This is a genomic window from Deinococcus sp. QL22 (assembly GCF_023370075.1).
GTDB lineage: Bacteria > Deinococcota > Deinococci > Deinococcales > Deinococcaceae > Deinococcus.
In genome coordinates this window covers 24277-41620 of record NZ_CP097158.1, presented here as the reverse complement: position 1 = coordinate 41620, position 17344 = coordinate 24277, and the positions used below count along the sequence as shown (strand labels likewise).

11 protein-coding genes are annotated in these 17344 nt (G+C 61.1%); 8 read left to right on the top strand and 3 right to left on the bottom strand.

The annotated features are described in order from the left end of the window. Nucleotides 1–14: 14 nt before the first annotated feature. Both M1R55_RS31255 and M1R55_RS31250 read left to right on the top strand, forming a co-directional pair. A complete protein-coding gene (locus tag M1R55_RS31255) occupies nucleotides 15–1352 on the top strand; it encodes an ATP-binding protein (RefSeq protein WP_249396887.1) in 1338 nt (445 codons plus the stop codon). Then, nucleotides 1349–2377 (top strand): chemotaxis protein CheB, encoded by a 1029-nt coding sequence (locus M1R55_RS31250; protein ID WP_249396886.1) that lies wholly within the window; start codon nucleotides 1349–1351, stop codon nucleotides 2375–2377. The genes M1R55_RS31255 and M1R55_RS31250 overlap by 4 nt, the downstream gene beginning before the upstream one ends. 770 nt (nucleotides 2378–3147) lie before the next feature. Here M1R55_RS31250 and M1R55_RS31245 read toward each other — a convergent pair. Then, the gene (locus M1R55_RS31245; RefSeq protein WP_249396885.1) at nucleotides 3148–3543 is read right to left on the bottom strand and encodes a transposase; all 396 of its coding nucleotides are present in this window, start codon (nucleotides 3541–3543) and stop codon (nucleotides 3148–3150) included. Nucleotides 3544–3564: 21 nt separating this feature from the next. On the opposite strand from M1R55_RS31245, the gene M1R55_RS31240 reads away from it, so the two are divergent. The 5 genes from M1R55_RS31240 (at nucleotide 3565) to M1R55_RS31220 (ending at nucleotide 8330) form a co-directional block, all read left to right on the top strand. Then, the gene (locus M1R55_RS31240) at nucleotides 3565–4119 is read left to right on the top strand and encodes a hypothetical protein (protein WP_249396884.1); all 555 of its coding nucleotides are present in this window, start codon (nucleotides 3565–3567) and stop codon (nucleotides 4117–4119) included. A gap of 156 nt (nucleotides 4120–4275) precedes the next feature. Further along, nucleotides 4276–4404, top strand: coding sequence for a hypothetical protein (locus tag M1R55_RS31235; RefSeq protein ID WP_371827358.1), 129 nt, complete (start codon nucleotides 4276–4278; stop codon nucleotides 4402–4404). A 171-nt stretch (nucleotides 4405–4575) separates the two neighbouring features. Further along, nucleotides 4576–6966, top strand: coding sequence for an HD domain-containing phosphohydrolase (locus M1R55_RS31230; protein ID WP_249396883.1), 2391 nt, complete (start codon nucleotides 4576–4578; stop codon nucleotides 6964–6966). Next, nucleotides 6963–7187 carry a hypothetical protein gene (locus M1R55_RS31225; RefSeq protein ID WP_249396882.1) on the top strand — a complete coding sequence of 75 codons (225 nt, stop codon included), beginning with the start codon at nucleotides 6963–6965 and terminating at the stop codon, nucleotides 7185–7187. The genes M1R55_RS31230 and M1R55_RS31225 overlap by 4 nt, the downstream gene beginning before the upstream one ends. Before the next feature lie 105 nt (nucleotides 7188–7292). After that, on the top strand, nucleotides 7293–8330 hold the full coding sequence (locus M1R55_RS31220) for a sensor domain-containing diguanylate cyclase (RefSeq protein ID WP_249396881.1): 1038 nt from the start codon (nucleotides 7293–7295) through the stop codon (nucleotides 8328–8330). 164 nt (nucleotides 8331–8494) lie between these two features. On the opposite strand, the gene M1R55_RS31215 is transcribed toward M1R55_RS31220, so the two are convergent. Further along, a complete protein-coding gene (locus M1R55_RS31215) occupies nucleotides 8495–11203 on the bottom strand; it encodes an ATP-binding protein (protein ID WP_249396880.1) in 2709 nt (902 codons plus the stop codon). Between the two features lie 682 nt (nucleotides 11204–11885). On the opposite strand from M1R55_RS31215, the gene M1R55_RS31210 reads away from it, so the two are divergent. After that, nucleotides 11886–13082, top strand: coding sequence for an ATP-binding protein (locus tag M1R55_RS31210; RefSeq protein ID WP_249396879.1), 1197 nt, complete (start codon nucleotides 11886–11888; stop codon nucleotides 13080–13082). Nucleotides 13083–13147: 65 nt separating this feature from the next. Here M1R55_RS31210 and M1R55_RS31205 read toward each other — a convergent pair whose 3' ends face one another. Then, complete coding sequence (locus M1R55_RS31205; RefSeq protein ID WP_249396878.1) at nucleotides 13148–16822, bottom strand: PAS domain S-box protein; 3675 nt, start codon at nucleotides 16820–16822, stop codon at nucleotides 13148–13150. Nucleotides 16823–17344 lie beyond the last annotated feature (522 nt).

Below are 17344 nucleotides of genomic sequence, written 5' to 3'. Positions count from 1 at the left end.
TGGAAGGTCTAAGTATGAGCGATGACGCCGAACAGATCGAACGCATCCGTGCACAAGCAGAACTCGAACTTCAGGCGCGCCCGCCTCCCTCCTTACATCTCGTGTCGGAAGATCCGGCGGCGGTGCTTCAGGAACTCCACCGCGAGCGGCAGGAACTGCAGCTGCATCAGATTGAGCTGCGACTTCAGAACGATGAGCTGGGCCGGATCAATACCGAGCTTGAGGACGCGCGGCAAGAGTATCAAGAACTGTTTGACTTTGCCCCCGTGGGCTACCTCACGCTGGATCGGAATGGTGCCATTCAACGCGTCAATCTCACGCTGTGTCAGCTGCTGGGCATGGAGCGCCCCAGGCTCCTCCGTCGGCGGCTCTCCTCATTCCTGGATCCTGCTGACGTCAGTACCTTTTCTCTCTTCCTGCGGCGCGTCTGGGAGCGGCCTGGGCCTTGGACTGCCGAAGTGTGGCTGATCGGTGTTCAGGGCACGCGCTTTGCGGTTCAGCTGCGGGGCGAAGCGATTCGGGGAGCGGACGGACAGAGCCTCTTGAGCCGCTTGACGGTGACGGACATCACGCCACAGCGTCAGGCGCAAGAGGAGGTGTCGCGTCTCAATGCGTCCCTGGAAGATCAAGTCCAGCAGCGAACCCAGCATATTCAGGAACTGAACACGGAGCTTGAAACGTTTGTTTACGCCTTGACCCATGATCTGACCACGCCTTTGCGGCACATTCGCAGCTTTACAGGGCTGCTCGCGAAGCAGTTGCGGCCACTGGAAGAGCAGCAGGAACGGTACGTGCAGCACGTCGAACATTCGGTGAACCGGATGGAAGAGCAGCTCAGCGCCTTACTGACCCTGTTCCGGGTGAGTCAGGGACGCATGCGCTTTCAACCGGTTCAACTCGAACGCGTGATCCGGGAGGTTCGGCAAGACCTCGCCGCTGATTTGGATGGGCGTGACGTCCAAGTCACGGTTCATGAGTTACCCACCGTTCAGGGAGACAGCTTGGCCTTGAAACTCGTGTTTGCGAGCCTGTTAGGAAACGCACTCAAATTTACGCGGGGCCGCACCCCCGCACAGATCAGTGTCCAGGCCCGCGAAGACGAGCAGGAGTTCATCATCAGCATGCGCGACAACGGGGTGGGGTTCAATATGCGTCAGAAGAGCCGGTTGTTCACCATGTTTCAGCGGCTGCACCGTCAAGAGGAGTTTGAGGGAAGCGGCGTTGGGCTGGCGCTCGTGCAGCGGGTGATCCACCGGCATGGAGGACGCGTCTGGGCCGAAGGTACCCCTGGTGAGGGCGCAACCTTCTGGCTCAGTCTCCCCAAAGATCTCCTCAGGAAGGAGCTCAGGTGAACGGCGAAACTGCTCACTCGAACGGGCTGCCACTGGTCGTGATCGGCGGCTCAGCTGGAGCGCTGAGCGGCCTGCTGCAACTGGTGGCTGGGTTGCCCGCGCATTTCCCAGCGGCCGTGCTGGTGGTGGTGCATCTCCCACCAGATCAACCGAGTGTGTTGTCGGAACTGCTTCATCAAGCTGGACCACTCCCTGCCAAGCCCGCCGAGGACGGCGAAGAGTTACAGGGCGGACACATTTACGTTGCGCCCCCGAACCACCACCTGCTGACCCACCACAGCACCCTCAAACTCTCACGCGGACCACGTGAAAACCGCTCACGGCCAAGCATCGACGTCTTATTTCGTTCAGCGGCTTACAGCCACGGGCCACGCGTGGCAGGCGTCGTGTTGTCGGGCATGCAGGATGACGGCACCTCTGGCCTCTGGGCGGTGAAACAGTGTGGCGGGACGGCCATCGTGCAGCGTCCTGAAGAGGCCGAGTACCCAGAAATGCCACTCAGTGCACTCCGGCAGATTGAAGTGGACGAGATCTTGTCGGTTCAGGAGATCGCCGCCTGGCTCAGTTCTTGGGGAGACAGCCTCAATGCAAGTGAGAAGAAGGACAGCATGAATGAAGTGGAACGCCACCGCCTGAGTGTCGAGCTGAGTATTGCCAAGGAGGACGCTGGCTTGGAGTCGGGCATCCTCAACCATGGACCGATCTCCCCCTTTACTTGTCCGGACTGCCACGGCGTCATGGTACAGATCAAGGAAGGTCAGCTCACACGCTTCCGTTGTCACACCGGGCATGCCTTCACGTCAGGCAGCTTGATTTCTGGAGTCCGCCAGATGGTCGAGGACTCCCTGTGGTCGGCGGTACGCGCGATGGATGAGCAGGTGATGCTGTTAGAACACTTGGGAAAACAGCTGGGTGAGACTGGGCAAGAGGAAGCAGCGCAGCGCGTGCAGGCGGAAAGGCAGCAAGCTCTGCAGCACAGGCAAGTGGTACGCCGTGTCATTTTCCGGCAAGAGTCCCTGGAATAAGGAGTTCAGCAGCTAACTGCAGGAGCAGAACATTCGACAGGAGGCTGACCCATTCGCTTTTCGGGTTGAGCGGCAGGACGTCAGGCTTGTCACGTCCACTCGGACCCGTAGGCCTGTCCGTAAGGTTTTTGAGATGGTTTTGTCCAGCCCCCTGGCCAGCTTAAGGCCTCTCCGATCAGCGCAACCTTATTTGGGGCGTACGGGCTTGGACACCCTCCGCTACGACCCGACCGGGTTGACAACGCTCTGTGGACATTTCTAAGCGTCCATATGGGTTGTCGGTCTTGACGTCAGCACCACGCAGCTGTTTGGCCTGGAAATGGCTACTGACACGTTGAGCACCTGTTCACTTGACCAGCTGTGTGGTCAACGGCGGCCCACTCTGGCCTTCGCTCTGGCCTGTTGCCAACGCCGCTCCACGGCTACCGCCTTCCGTTCAAATTGCCGTGAGGCTATTTCCAAACGCCAAGCCTCAATCTGCGCGTCCCAGAGGCGAAGACGCTCGAGACGCTCTGCAAGGTCTGTTCCACTTCCCACGAAGAGAGTGTCTGACATCATTCAACCATTGCAGCATCTTGAGATGTACGATCGGTCTCCTTTCCAGAAAGGCTCAGTTCACCCACCTCTGCCAGGTTCAAGTTGACCTTTAACTAAAAACCTCGAGTGCTAGGGGGTCAAAGACCACCAAAAAACAGGGCCAAATTGTGAGCGGCAATTTTTCGGCAGACATGGGCGCGAATAGACCGGAAGGAATTGAGCTGTGGAAGCATTCAATGAAAAGATCGATCTAAACGAGAAAATACTGTTTCTATTGTCTTTCTGAGCCAACCCATCGCGCCCCACCAGGGGCGCGGTTGCTTCATGTTGCTCTTGGGTTGTGCGTAGACCCCACAGCCTTGGTACCCCCGATCACCCAGTACCAATGTGCCCTCACTCTCGGCCAATAACGTGCGGGCGAGCGGTGGATCACTTTCATTTCCAGCGGCCAGAGCAAAGCGGACAATCATTCCATGATCGTCAATCACGGCGTGCAGCTTAAAGCCGTAAAAGCGTCCTCTGACGCTGTACCCACCATGTCCGCCTCGTCCACTCCCTGCCTCGGTCATGGCTCGGGGTCGCGCATAGCGCGTCCCCTTGCAGCAGGCCAGCGGTTTGCTGTCAATCACATACACGGTTTCTTCGTCAAAATGAGGCAATCTCAGGGCGAGGTCGGCATCAATGGTTTCAAGATTGAGCTGAATTCGAAGGTACCGGGTGCGGTCTGGCAAACAGGGAAACAAGGCCCGATCCGTGGAACGTCCCTGCCCTCACCACTTCTGTGCGGACACTTCACCGAGCAGCTCCCCGACCAACGCCATGGTCATGACTTCGCTGTAACTGCCTTTCTGATTGGGCTCTTGTGGCAAGACAAACAAGCCGCTGCACGCAGCGGCTTGCACATCATCATCGACGTACACGTAAATGAGCGTGAACAAGTCTTCAACGCTATGCTGAGCCAGCGGAAGTTCGTTGGTAGCCATACCCGAGCTTCCGCCTTTTCATGTCTCGCTGCATATCCCCTAGCACTCGAGGTTAAAAAGCAATCGCTGGTTACACCAGGATTCGTGCCTCACTTGAGGAATCCCGGAGAGCAGATGCTCCTGCGTCCGCTGTTGGAAGTAGAATTCCTGCAAATGAAGGTGCCAGAGATCTTGGTGGAGAACGGTATCAGGGCAACCACTGCCGAAACCATCTTGGTATAACCAGTAGCCTGAGTCCTCGCTATTAACGGCAGAAGCCTTCCCTTTTTGCATGATCTTAGGAAGGCGACCGCCTGTGCTTCCTCACTTCGGCTATAGCGGCTCCGATTGATGCCTTCGACATCGGAATGAACACACGCGCAAGCGATCTCGCGCAGTGTGCAAGAACTGCTCCAAGAGCGCGGTACCCTGATCAGCCACGAGCGCGTGGGTACCAAGGCTGGGAACAAGGGCATAGAGGCCGTGCTAGCCGTGATCGAGACTGCCAACTTGCTCAGAACGTTGTGACGAGGCCGGGAGGGAACCCACGCTCTGGTCAACCTGGATCTAGCCAACCGGATAGCCACAACTTCGTTCTTGCGGTCACCCAATGTAAGAGCAAAGTGAGAGACTTCATGTCATCTTCATGTCGCTCACAACCTCTAGGTCTTGCTGGGGGAGCACAGAATGGAGGTTCATGTGACTGATTCCCCCACCACGCCATTGATCTTCAGCCCCCTGTCCGGTAGCACCGCACCTTTTCAGGCCCTGATCGAGTACAGTGCTGACCTGATTACCCTGTTCGACCGGGACGGCCGCATCCTGTATCAGAGCCCGTCCGTTCAGCGGCACCTAGGCTGCGAGCGCAATCCCACGGCTGAGGGGCACCATGTGGACTTCACCGCCCTCCACCTGGAAGACCGTGAACGCATTTCCCAGCAGCTGATGCGGTTGCTGCCCGGCGTCACCGTGAGCCTGTCTCCTTACCGCCTCCAGCACGCCAACGGGAGTTGGTGCTGGCTAGAAGGGACGGCCATCAACCTGCTGCACGATCCCAGCATGGGCGCCATTCTCGTGCAGGCCCGCGACGCGACTCTCCGCGTTCATGCCGATCGGCGGGCCCGCGCCCTGGAAGGTCTCAGCACCGTGCTGGCCAGCACGAACACCACGTCCGAGGTCGTGCAGGTCATCCTCCTCCAAGGCCTGGAATCCATGGGCGCCAGTGCGGGCAGCGTGATGCTGGTGAATCCAGATCGGCAGCACGTGGACGTGCTGGGAAGTGCGGGGTATCCTGCCCGTGACGAGCGCCCGTGGCGGCGCTTTCCCCTGGAGAGCCCTGTCCCCGCAGCAGATGCGATTCGGGAAGGGCGAGACCTGTTCCTGACGCGTGAGGACTGGCTGTCCCTGTATCCGCAGTGGCAACATCTTCTCACGCCGACCAGTGGGAGCCATGCGGTGCTCACCCTGCGGATGAACGGGCACGTGATGGGTGCGATCACCCTCTCGTTCGCAGAGAACGCGGCGCTGAGCGAAACACAACGCCGGTACCTGCGTACCATCGCCGCTCAGTGCGCCCTGGCACTGGAGCGCAGCGAGTTGAATGCGCGACTTCAGCAGCAGGAGCGCTTCTACCGCAAAATCACCGAATACAGTCACGACCTGGTCAGCATCATTGGGCTGGATGGAGTGACCCAGTACATCAGCCCGGCCATGATGCCCATGCTGGGCTACACGCCAGAGGAACGGGTCGGCGGCAATGCGTTCGACGGGATCCATCCGGAAGATCTCGGCCGGGTGATGCAGGTCTTCCAGGAAGCAGTCATTTCCCAAGTTCCAGTCCTGGCCACCTACCGCTTTCAGCACAAGGCGGGCCACTGGGTGTGGCTGGAATCGACCGGCGTCAACTCGACTGATGATCCGGACATTGGGGGGGTGATGATCAATACGCGCGACGTCACGGTACGGATTGAAGCCGAGAAGACCCTGCACCTGCAGCTGCGCCGCTTTCAGCACCTGGTTCATCTCACGGCGGACTTCGCTGCCCAGGACTCGTTGGAGCAGCTGATTCAGGCCGCGCTGGAACACTGCCTGGATCTCACCGCGTACGACTACGGCTTCTTCTTTCCCATTGATGGGAACAGCCCGACCAAACCGCTTCGGGCCGGACAGGTGGCCGACGAGCTCTTCGCTTGGACGACCCCGTGGGCCAGAGCCCACCGCACGGGGGCAGTTGGGCAGGCCTTGCGGCGCCAGGTAGCGTTCTTCGCTGGACCAGCTGAGCCCGTGTTCAATCCGCCCGAGGCTTTGCCCCGACGGATCTGGACTTCTCTGGCGGTGTTGCCCATCGTGACGCGGGAGGTGCTGCGCGGCTTCCTGGCGTTCGGCACGAACGACGCGGTGGACGTGGACGAGGATAGCCGGCGGCTGCTGCTGGGGGTGGGGGAGCAGACCAGCCGGGTGGTGGAGCGCAGCGTTCACTTGAACGAACTCCAGCAATCGCGCGAAGAGACCCTGCGGGCCATGGGTCTGGCGCTGGAGTACCGCGATTACGAGACCAAAGGGCACACCGACCGCGTGGTGGCTTTCACCGAGCAACTGGGCCGGGTTCTGGGGTTCTCTGGCGCTGACCTGGACGCCCTGCGCTGGGGCGCGTTCCTGCATGATACGGGGAAAGTTGCCATTCCCGACGCGATCTTGCTCAAGCCGGGCAAGCTCACACCGGAGGAGTGGGACGTGATCAAGCGGCACCCGGGGATTGGGTACGAGATGCTGGAACACATTCCCTCTCTGCCGCCGACCACCCTGGACGTGGTGCTGTACCACCAGGAGCGCTGGAATGGCAGCGGGTACCCGAAGGGTCTGGCTGGCACGGATATTCCGCTCGCGGCCCGGGTCTTTGCCGTGATTGATGTCTATGACGCCCTGACCAGTGAGCGGCCTTACAAGAAGGCATGGACACATCAGGAGGCTGCCGAGCAGCTTCGCCAGGAGGCCGGGGTCTTGCTGGATGAACGGGTGGTTCAGGCCTTCCTGCACATCGTGGATCCGGAGGGCGAACCCTTCACGCAGACCACCGAGGTTTCGCCGTGACCCGTACGGATGTAATATTCGCCCGGCAATTCAGCACTTCGATCATCGGCTCTGCTTCGCGGACACTGCTGTGCGCCCCCAGATTCTGCTTCCACCAGGGGATTTTGCGGCACCAGGTGGCCGATGTTGCGCAGACCCACCGGGGCGTGAAGGATGACCTCGCCGGCTTCGGACAGTCGAATTCGGTGCAGGTGTTCGTCAACCTCTTGGAATACAGATGACCTGGGGTGGATCTGCCCTCCTCGATCGGGCCCGCAACCTCACCCGAAGATTCGGTCGTTCTAAACGTTGTCCTTGTGGCAGGACTTGAACGTACTGGAGGCAACATGACGATCCCGTCGCTGGCTTCAGCCCCACCTGACGGCCTGATTTGGAGCCAGGCGCGACTGGAAGCCCTCTACCGCTACGGCATTCTCGATACCGACCCGGAACCACAGTTTGACCGGATCGTGCGGCTTGCCGCACGGCACTTCGGCATGCCGATGGCCTTGACCAGCCTGATTGATGCGGATCGGCAGTGGTTTAAAGCCCGCGTCGGCCTCCAGGACACCCAGACCCCTCTTGGCAATTCCATCTGTGCCGTGACCATCCAGCAGCCCGGCACCCTGGTCATTCCAGATGCGCAGCTCGATCCGCGGATTCGCCTGTACGACGCGGTCACTGGTGAGCCTCATGTCCGCTTTTACGCCGGTTCTCCTCTCATCACCCCGGACGGGCACAAGTTGGGCACCTTGTGCGTGCTCGACCGCCAGCCCCGAACCTTCACGGCTGAGGATGAAGCGGACCTAGAGGATTTTGCCGCACTGGTCATGGACGAATTCAGCCTGCGCCGCGCTGTGAACGAGCTCAGTCACCTGGCCCTCAACGACCCATTGACGGGGTTGCCCAACCGTATGCATCAGCGCCAACACTTATCGCAGGCCATGCGCCGTGCGGAGCGGGCCGGGGAGCGGGTGGTGCTTGCACTGCTGGATCTCAACGGCTTCAAGGGCGTCAACGACACCCTGGGACACGCAGCAGGGGATGCCTTACTGGTGCAGGTGGGTCAGCGCCTGCGCGACACCCTGGCGACCAGTGATCTGGTCGCGCGCCTGGGCGGGGATGAATTTACGGTGGTGTTGACCGACCTGCGTTCGCCGCGGGGTGCGGAAGTGGCGATGAAGCGGGTTCAACAGGCGTTCACTGTACCCTTTGTGGTGGCGGGTCAGTCGGTTGATGTGAACTGGAGTATTGGCATGGCGGTGTTTCCGGATGACACGGTGGAACAAGAGCAATTGTTGCGGTTGGCCGATCAGGCGATGTACACGGCGAAACGGGCGCGGGATGGCCGTCCCCACTGGAACCGCCGCCCCACTCCGGTGTAGCCCTCGTTCGTTCGCTCAGGTGCGGGCCTCATTTGATTGGGTTCCTCAGCGTCTTTTCAGCTCTGCATATCCCTTCCCTTTTGCACAGCTCTAAAACGGCCTCCTGAGAGCCAAAGCTGCGGACGTGAGGGCTCCCCAACCTTTCTCCGTGAATCAGTCGTCGGCTAACCGCCTGTGCTGGGGAGGGTAAAGAAGAACGTACTGCCTACTCCCAGAGTGCTGTCCAGCCACAGCCGCCCGCCGTGCCGCTCCACAATCTTCTTGCACACCGCCAGCCCAATCCCCGTGCCGGCATAGGTCTCCCGTCCATGCAAGCGCTGGAAAATCTCAAAAATGCGCTCGTAATATTGCGGCTCAATGCCAATGCCGTTGTCTGACACCGCAAACCGCCAGAAGCGGCCCTCTCGCTGGGCCGAGACGTGAATGTCAGGCACGCTCCCCTCACGCTGGTATTTCAGCCCATTGGACATCAGGTTTTGCAACAGTCGATCCAGTTGTTGGGCGTCCGCCAACACTACAGGTAAATCCCCCCGTTTAAGCACCGCTCCCGGCACTTCGTCCTGGAGCCGCTGGGCCACCCCATCAAACACCTGGCCCGCATCGGTGGACTGCAGGTCACGCCGTTCGGTGTGCACCCGCGAGAACGCCAGCAGATCATCCACCAGCCGTTTCATGTGCTCCCCGCCGTTCACGATCTGTTGCAGGTACAGCCGCCCCCGGTCATCCAGTGCAGAACCGTATTTGCGCTCAATTATGCCCGCGAAACTGGTCACCGTCCGGATCGGAGCCTGCAAATCGTGTGAAGCGATGTACGCGAACTGCTCGAGCTCGGCGTTACTGCGCTGCAATTCCTGATGGCTGTCGTGTAGGGCCGCCTCCGCTTGCTGACGCTGCGTGATGTCCCGAAACACCAGTACGGCCCCAGTCATTTGGCCGGCCTCATTGCGAATGGGGGTGCTGGTGTACTCCACCGGGAAGCTGGTGCCGTCTTTGCGCCAAAAGACATCGCCCTGCACCGTCTGGGTCTGGCCGGCCGTAAACGCCGCATAGATGGGGCAGGTGTCGCGGGGATACGGGCTGCCGTCTGCGCGGGTGTGGTGAATAAGAGCGTGTTGCGGCTGACCGATGAATTCGGCCGCCGCGTAGCCCAAGAGCTGCAGGGCCGCGGGATTGGCGAAGGTCGTGCAGCCCTGCAAATCCACGCCCGTCAAGCCCTCGCCCACATTGCTCAGGATCAATTCGTTGAAGCGTGACGCCTGTGCCAAGTTCTCGAGCCCTTGAGCCCGCTCCAAGGCGAGGCCCAGGCTGCGCACCACCGTTTCCATCACGGCCTTCTCGATCGGTGTCCACGGATTGGAGGCAAACACCACGAAGGCCAGAATGCCAATGATGTTGCCGTGCACCTTCACCGGCAGACTGGCGACCGTACTGACATGCTGCACCAAGGCCGCGTCGGTGTCTCCTCCCCGCTTGTACTGATCCTGATAGTACGGCTGCTGGCTTGCCCAAGGAACGGTCAGGCTCTCTGGGACATCATAGGGAAACCCGGCATCCACCACCGCCTGCAGCGCAGCGGCTTGCTGGGGTTCGGTGCCCAGCACCCCCGTCTGCACCTTGTTCCGCCAGCGCCCCTCTTCCCGCTCGTAATACAGCGCATAACCGTCCGGTAAGAGCGACATGACAACTTGCTCGGCGCGTCGAATGAGGGCATAACGATCGGTTTCCAACGCCAGATCTTGAATCAGATTCGCAAACCCTTCAAGAGCTTGGGTGCGGGCGTTCAGCAACGCATTTTGAGTTTGGAAGGCCCGGGCTTGCTCGGCCCGCTCTAAGGCCAGTTGTAAGCTCCGTCCGACGGCCCGAAAGACCGCTCGGTCGCGATCTTCCCAGCGGTCCTGCCACTTCAGGCCCAGCGCGAACATGCCGCGCAACGTCCCGCCTTGACTGAGTGGATAGATAGCCACCGTACCGTACATATCGGCCCGCTCTATCTGCTCCCGCTGGGCGTCCCACGCATCCACGAAGACCGGCTCACCGGTCTGCACCGCTGCGGCAAAGAGGGGTGTATCCAAGGGTAACCCGGAGCGCAAGTCGTGCAGCAATTCTGGCGTGGCATACAGATCCTCGCTGTGCATCTGAAGGGTCCACAGCTGGCCTTCTAGAGCGTAGTACCCACTGGAACACTCGGGAAAACGCGCTGTCAGCACGCCCACCGCTTGCTGGGCGAGCTGCAGCACGTCTGTTTCTGCCCCCGCCGCTTCGGTGTAGGCCACGAAGGCGTCTTGAGCCCGCACCTGCTCTTCGAGCTGCGCCGTGCGGAGGTGGACCTGCTGCTGCAGGTCAGCCACCAGGCGCATCCGGTTAAAGGCCAAAGCACATTGCGCCCCGAGAATCCGCAGGAAGTGCTGCTCCTCGGCGGTGAAGTGATGAGGAGCAGTAAAGTCCAAAATCAGGCTGCCCAAGGCCTGATCCTCCAGGAAAATCGGCACCACGGCCGTCGTGACCGCGGCGACCCCACCGGTACGCGCTTCCAGGTGGGGGTACACAGCGTTGAGCGCGGCCGCAGACTCAAAGTACAGCGCCTCACGGGTAACCAACACCGCTCCAGCAGGAGTTTGGTCGTCAAATGGCCCATTTTGCCAAAGACTCGGCGCTGAGGTCTCATGGCCCCAGGTGGCGGCGATCTTCAACTGGTCGCCTGCAGGGTTGATCAACAGCACCACACCGGCCACCGCACCCAAAGCCTCCAACGTTAGCGGCAAGATCATGTCAAAGACTTGCTGTGGGGTTCGGGCCCCGGCCAAGTGCTCGGTCACGTCTTGCAAGTGCTGACTCAGAGAAAGCGGCGTGGCTGCGCCGGGCGAAGAAGACATAGCAGCTAGGATACTGTGTAGGACAGCCAAATCAGGGTTGAATGAAGGGAACGAACTGTGAAAGCGCTGGGATTTGAACGTCTAAGTCAGCAGAAGAGGAAGAACCCTTCCCTTTTGCATGACTCCTGAGTGCCCGGCCCTTCAGTGTCAAATACTCGGCGCAACCTGCCTAAGATTGACTAGAGATACGGGGGAGCTCCCAACGGCTGAGCATTCTCTTTCTTTGACAAATGTGGCGAAACCATGTGCTGGTCAACGGCCAAGAGACAACTATTCTTTCGTCCTAACTGGCCGGGCTGCCCTGCACTGCACTCGTACCTTCATTGAAAGTCGATCTAAATCAAGGAAGAAGCATCAGTTTCAGCCCCTGGAATTCACGCTCCTGTGCTGGAAGGCGGGATTTCAGGCGCGACAGTAAGGTCAGGATGTCGGGTCACACACCCGCGGCCTGCCGAGGGGACGCGCCTCCCTTCTTCACACGGGGCGTCCAGGCGAGCCTCCTCCACATCCGAAAGGCGTCACGCCTCATGAAGACGCTCCCTTGCCCTTCCTCCAGATCACTCCTCCTGTCCGTTGCTCCGTTCACACCCGACTTCTCCTTCCCTGTGCCAGACTTACTACACTCTCCATGTTCACCCCTGACACGTCGTACAGGGCTTTCCCAAATATCCCTGGTGACGTCATGCCGTACGAGCCCATGTCTTCTCTTCAGCCTGATCCTTCCCTGACGGCCCGGCTCGAATTCCTTGAAGCTCAGGTACAAGCCCTCCAAGACGCTGCAGCTCAGGCCAGCACCTTGTTCCGGGACGCTCCTGAGCCAGCGTTTCTCGTGAACAACCAGGGCCGCATTGTGGAAGCCAACCTCCAAGCGGCAGCACTCCTTGGGACGACTCCGGCATTTCTTCAGGGCCGTGCTCTGGCTCCGCTGATGGCGACAACACACCAGGGCGCCCTGAAGGCCCTGTTCAGACGCGTCTTCGACGGTGGGGGTCGGCAGATGACGGAACTGCAGCTCTTGGGCCCGGACGGCATACCGATAGACCTTAGGGTGGCTGCAACGCTTTCCAGCCGGGGTGGAGAGGCCCTCTATCATCTCAGTGCCCTTGATGTGACGGCGTTCAAGGCCGCCCATCAGACGCTGTTGGATCTCGCCCAGAAGCACGAGCGTGAGATTCAACAGCAGACCCTGAGGCTCCGGCATCTGGAAGGGGAATTTCAAGAGGTCATGCTGGCGTCTGAGCGTGAACTGGGCACCCGACTCACTCGGGCACAGAATTTCCTGAACCTCTTGGAACGGCAGGAGCATCCAGACGACCGCCAGCGGTCGCTGGGTCACGTGGCCCTGGCCGTCCAGCAGACTCAGGGCCTCCTGGAATCGCTTAGGGGGTACATGCGGACCCGATCCATGCGGGCTCGCCTGCGCCCCGTGGATCTGGAACAGGTGCTCAAAGAGGTTCGCAAAGATCTCGCGCCACTCCTGAGTGAGCGGGGCATTGTGCTCTCACAGATGCCGCTCCCGACTGTTCAGGGCGACAGTCAGGTGCTCCAACTCATTCTCCACGAGTACCTGACCAACGCGCTGAAGTTCACCCGGACCCGGTCACCGGTTCGCCTCCGCATTCTCGTTCAGGAGACCGCACACGAGCACTGGATCGGTGTCGAAGACAACGGGGTCGGCTTCAATATGCGGCAGAAAGACAAGGCATTCGAGCTCTTCGGCCGGTTGCACTCGGCAGAGCACTACGAGGGGACGGGTCTGGGACTGACCGTCGTGCGGCGTCTGGGCGAGCGGTTCGGTGCCCGGGCGTGGGGTGAGGGTAGGGTGGATCACGGCGCGACCTTTTGGATCGCTTGGCCGAAAGATCCCGTCTTGGAATAAAACAGGTAAGAAGACGAGAGGGAGGCGGGGCGCGATCAACCCCCTACCCGGACGTCGCCCCCAGTTTAGAGGCCTGGTCGCTCATCCAGAAACAGGGCGTCGAGCTGGCCCATGGCCTCTTCCTGGGGAAACGCCAGGACGACCCGGCTGCCCTGTTCGGCCCAGGCCCAGCCGCCATGTCGGGCCATGATCCGCCGCACCTGCATCAGCCCACTGCCTTCCAGCACGGGCACCTGCTGATCCGTGCGGACGGTAAGATCAAAGAGGGTCGCGGCCTCTTCACCGGTCAGGCCCACCCCATCATCCTCGACCCAGACCCGCACCTCCCCGTCCACCGTCTGGCTGCTCACGGTCACGTACCGGGTACCCCGCGTTGGGCTCAGCGTGAAGGTCATGACTACGTCCAGCGCCTGACGCAGGAGGGATCGGTCACCACGCACGATGGGCAGTGGATTGAGGAACCAGGTAGGCTGCCGACCACTGGGCGGCAGCTGATCCCGCACTTCGGCAAAAAGTTCACCGAGCGGAAGCAAGTCATTGTGGAGTTGCTGAGCTTCCAGCACGGACAGTTGCCGCAAATCCTGCGCGACGGCGTTGAGTCGTGTGATTTCCTCTTGAAGAAGGACTGGATCGTAAGGCGGAAGTCCCTTCAGTGACTCTAAGGCCACGGGTGCTCCCACACCAAGCAGGTGGCTGAGCCGCTGAGCGGGCACCTCCAGATGGCGGGCGGTGCGCGTGATGAGGGTGCCCAGTTCTGCATTCAGGTCTGCCAGGCGTGCGCGCTGCCGGTCAATCTGTTGCACCTGTGCCGTCCGTTCCAGCGCGAGCCGGAAGGCGTTGCCAATGGCCTGAAAGACCGCTTTCTCGCGCGCTGACCAGACAGATCCATCTGCCCTGGCCATGCTCAGAACGCCCACTGGGTGGTTCTGGGGAAACAGCGGATACCGCGCGACTGCTCGGTAAGGCGCAAACGTCGGCAGTCCTTCGGCTTCCGGCTGCCAATCGTCAAAAAACATAGACTCACGGCGGGTCACCGGCATCATCAGACTGGCGGTGCTGGCGGGGAGACCGGCCTCCAGTTGACGCTGGATCTCGGGGGTCAGGGCGCCAGACACGGAACGGGCTTTCCAAAGCTCCCCTTCCTGCTCGAAGTACACGGCGCTGTCTACCGCCAGCACCTGTTGCAGGACATCCGCGGCGTGCTGGGCAAGGACCTGCACGTCACTGGTGCTGGCGGTCAGTTCCGTGAACTGGGCGAAGCTGTTCAGGGCTTCGCGCTCTTCTGTCAATTGGCGCACTGCTTCAGCGCGATCCAGGGCCAGATTCAGGTGCTGCACGACCGTCTCCAGGATTGCCCGGTTGGCGGGGGACCAGACTTGGAGCTCGAACTGCAACACGGAAAACAGGCCCACCGGAACGCCGCCCAGTCGCACCGGCAGCGTCGCCGTGGAGTGGATGTGCTCGACAAGTTCAGCGGGCGCATCGGTACCGGGCACATACGCGTTCTGGTATTCGGGCTGCCCCATCTTGAACGGGTAGGCCATGCCGGGCGTCTCAAACGGAAGGCCCGCCTCCATGAGCGCCTGCAACGCCGGGTGACTCGGATCACCGACCTGCGCTTTCTTGCGCCAGACCTCACCTTCCGGCTCGAAATAGGCCGTAAAGCCCCGCGGCAGCAGCGTCATGACGAGTTTCTGAGCCCGGTGGACGAGCGCAACGCGGTCGGTGTCCAGCGCCAGGTCTCGGGTGAGGTGCGAGAAGGCTTCCAGTGCGCGGGTGCGGGCCAGGAGTTCGGTATTCAGGTCGACGAGGCGGCGGGTGCGCTCGGCCACCTGGGCTTCCAGGGTCACGTTCATCGTGCGCAAGTCATGAATGTCGGTGGCTGCGCCGTAAATCTTCGTGACCTGCCCACCCTCATTCTTCAGTGGAGAAGTCTGCAGAACAAACCAGCGGTACTCACCATCACGCCGCCGGATGCGGTGTTCCTGACGCAGAGATTGACCCGACTCTACTGCCGCCTGGTAGCCGCGAGCGGAGGCTTCCCGGTCGTCCGGGTGGATGGCGTCCGTCCAGCCCCAGCCCGTGGCCTGCTCGAACGTCTGGCCGGTGTAGTCCAACCAGCGCTGGTTGTACCAAGTCGTCACACCGTCCGGTTCGCTCTCCCACAGCAGGTCGGGTACCAGATTGGCCACCGCCCGGAAGCGCGCTTCGGAGTCGCGCCGCGCGGTCTCGGCCTGAACACGCTGGGTAGCCGCCCAGGTGCGCTCGGTCACCTCCTCAATCAACGTGATTTCCCCAGGGGTCCAGTGCCGGGCGTTCGCGGAGATGGCGACGATGGCCCACAGCGGATGCTGCTCACCCTTGCGCAGGGTCGCGGCGACGAGCGCGCCCATGCCGAGTCCCCCGAGCCCGAGATTCTGCCGGTCTATCTCGGACAGGTTTTCGTCCCGCGCGACATCGCTCACCACTAGCGTCGAGTCGAACGCGACGCGAAGAGCGTCTGGAAAGTCAGACAGGCGCACCCCGCTCGGCACCGGCGGCACCCGGTCGTTGCCGACCTGGTGGGTGAAGTCACCCCGGTCATCGTCAAGGTAATACACGCCGATGAAGCAGCGATCCAGGTGTAGGTGTTGGGCCAGCAACTCTAGGGCACGGTTGGTGACGGTGTCAGCGTCGGGTTCCGCCCTCAGGGCGTCACTCAGCTCCAACAGGAACGCCTGCCTCTCGCCGCTCTCCCGGAGAGCGTCCTCGGCCTGCTTGCGCTCGGTGACATCCTCGTACAGGACGCTCAGACGATCCCCGCCGGCCGGATAGGCAAACACCTCGAACCACCGGCCCAGAGCGGCTACCGGGTACTCGATGCGCTCCGGTGTTCCCGTCTTGACGACCCGGTCGAAGATGCTGTGCCAGCCCGGTTCGAGGGAGGGAAAAACCTCGCTCGCCTTGCGTCCCCTGGCTTCGGCGGCAGGGATGCCGAACAGACGCTCGAAGGCCGGATTTAGTTCCAGGTACCGTTGGTCGACGGCTCGGCCGTCTGCATCCCGGATGAGTTCCAGCTCACAGTAGCCCTGGCCCATGGTGTCGAAGAGGAGGCGGTACTTCTCCTCTGTCGAGCGGTCCAGGGAGGACGAAGCCTTCGATTGGTCGTTGATGGCTTCATCGGGTGCCTGCGCAAGGTTCAATCCACTCAACACCTCGGTCAGCGATTGACCGAGTTCGTGTCGGGCCACCAGCTGGTCGGCGGCTCCGGTCTCCATGACCAGGCGCGGCAGTTCAGCAGAGGGGTCGTCATGGTCTGGCTTCAATACCACGACGGTCCCGCCCACACCCCGGAGTGCCTGCAGACCCACGAAACCGTCACGACCCGCGCCACCCAGAACCACAGCCAGCACGCGTGACGTGTAGACCGCGGCCAGCGACGCCAACAGCCAGTCCAGCGGACGCTCGGCAGTCACCTTCTGCTGTAGCAACGTGACCGTGCAGTGAAAGTCAGGCCTCACCTCTAGAAGGTGGTGCGCGGGGCTGACGTAGAGCTGGCCGGGCTGAAACACGGTGCCGTGCTCGGCTACCTGCACGGGCGGTGCTGTATCACGGCTCAGACGCTCCACCAAGGGGCCAGTGTCTGAAAAGGAGTGAGCGATGAGCACCGCGGGCCGTGGAGTCGGCAACTGGGCCAAGACGGGCCCCAAGGCCTCCAGATCGTCCTCCGGGTTCATGAGCAGCAGGAGGTCAACAGTCACGGGGTAGGCCAGAGCGTGGGAGCATACGTGGGATGTAGTCTAGGCATGCGCCGGCCCGCGCCGTGTGGAAGAAGCCAAGGCTGCCTTGATTCATTTCGTGAGGGAGACACGAAATCGCCAGAACCTTGTTGGGCATGCGGAATGTTCTCCGTCCGTTAAGGCGGGAACGGAGTATCCCTAAGTTGAGTTTTGCCAACCATCCGCCTGAGAGACAGCAGCCTGATACCACTGAAGCACCCGCTGTTCGGCCACCTTGCGCCTCACTCGTGGCAACTCGAACAACAGCTGGTCTTGCGCCCACTCCCAGAAATCCTGTCAGCGAACGGCAGGAGGCCAGCCGCTGCCACAACCATCTTGGTTTCAAACAGCAACTTGAACATTCATTGTTCTGCGCAAAAGTCTTCCCTCCTGCACGACCGGGCATTACTCATCGCTCTCGTCGCAGGTGTTCAATTCCGCCACCTGCAACAGAAAAGAGGGTCGCCCCAGAGTCGGAACAGCGTTTCTCACTTCCAGACTTGT

Coding starts and splice junctions, on each gene's coding strand:
- M1R55_RS31255 (WP_249396887.1), top strand. CDS start 15: ATGAGCGATGACGCCGAACAGATCGAACGCATCCGTGCACAAGCAGAA.
- M1R55_RS31240 (WP_249396884.1), top strand. CDS start 3,565: ATGAGGCAATCTCAGGGCGAGGTCGGCATCAATGGTTTCAAGATTGAG.
- M1R55_RS31215 (WP_249396880.1), bottom strand. CDS start 11,203: ATGTCTTCTTCGCCCGGCGCAGCCACGCCGCTTTCTCTGAGTCAGCAC.
- M1R55_RS31210 (WP_249396879.1), top strand. CDS start 11,886: ATGCCGTACGAGCCCATGTCTTCTCTTCAGCCTGATCCTTCCCTGACG.
- M1R55_RS31220 (WP_249396881.1), top strand. CDS start 7,293: ATGACGATCCCGTCGCTGGCTTCAGCCCCACCTGACGGCCTGATTTGG.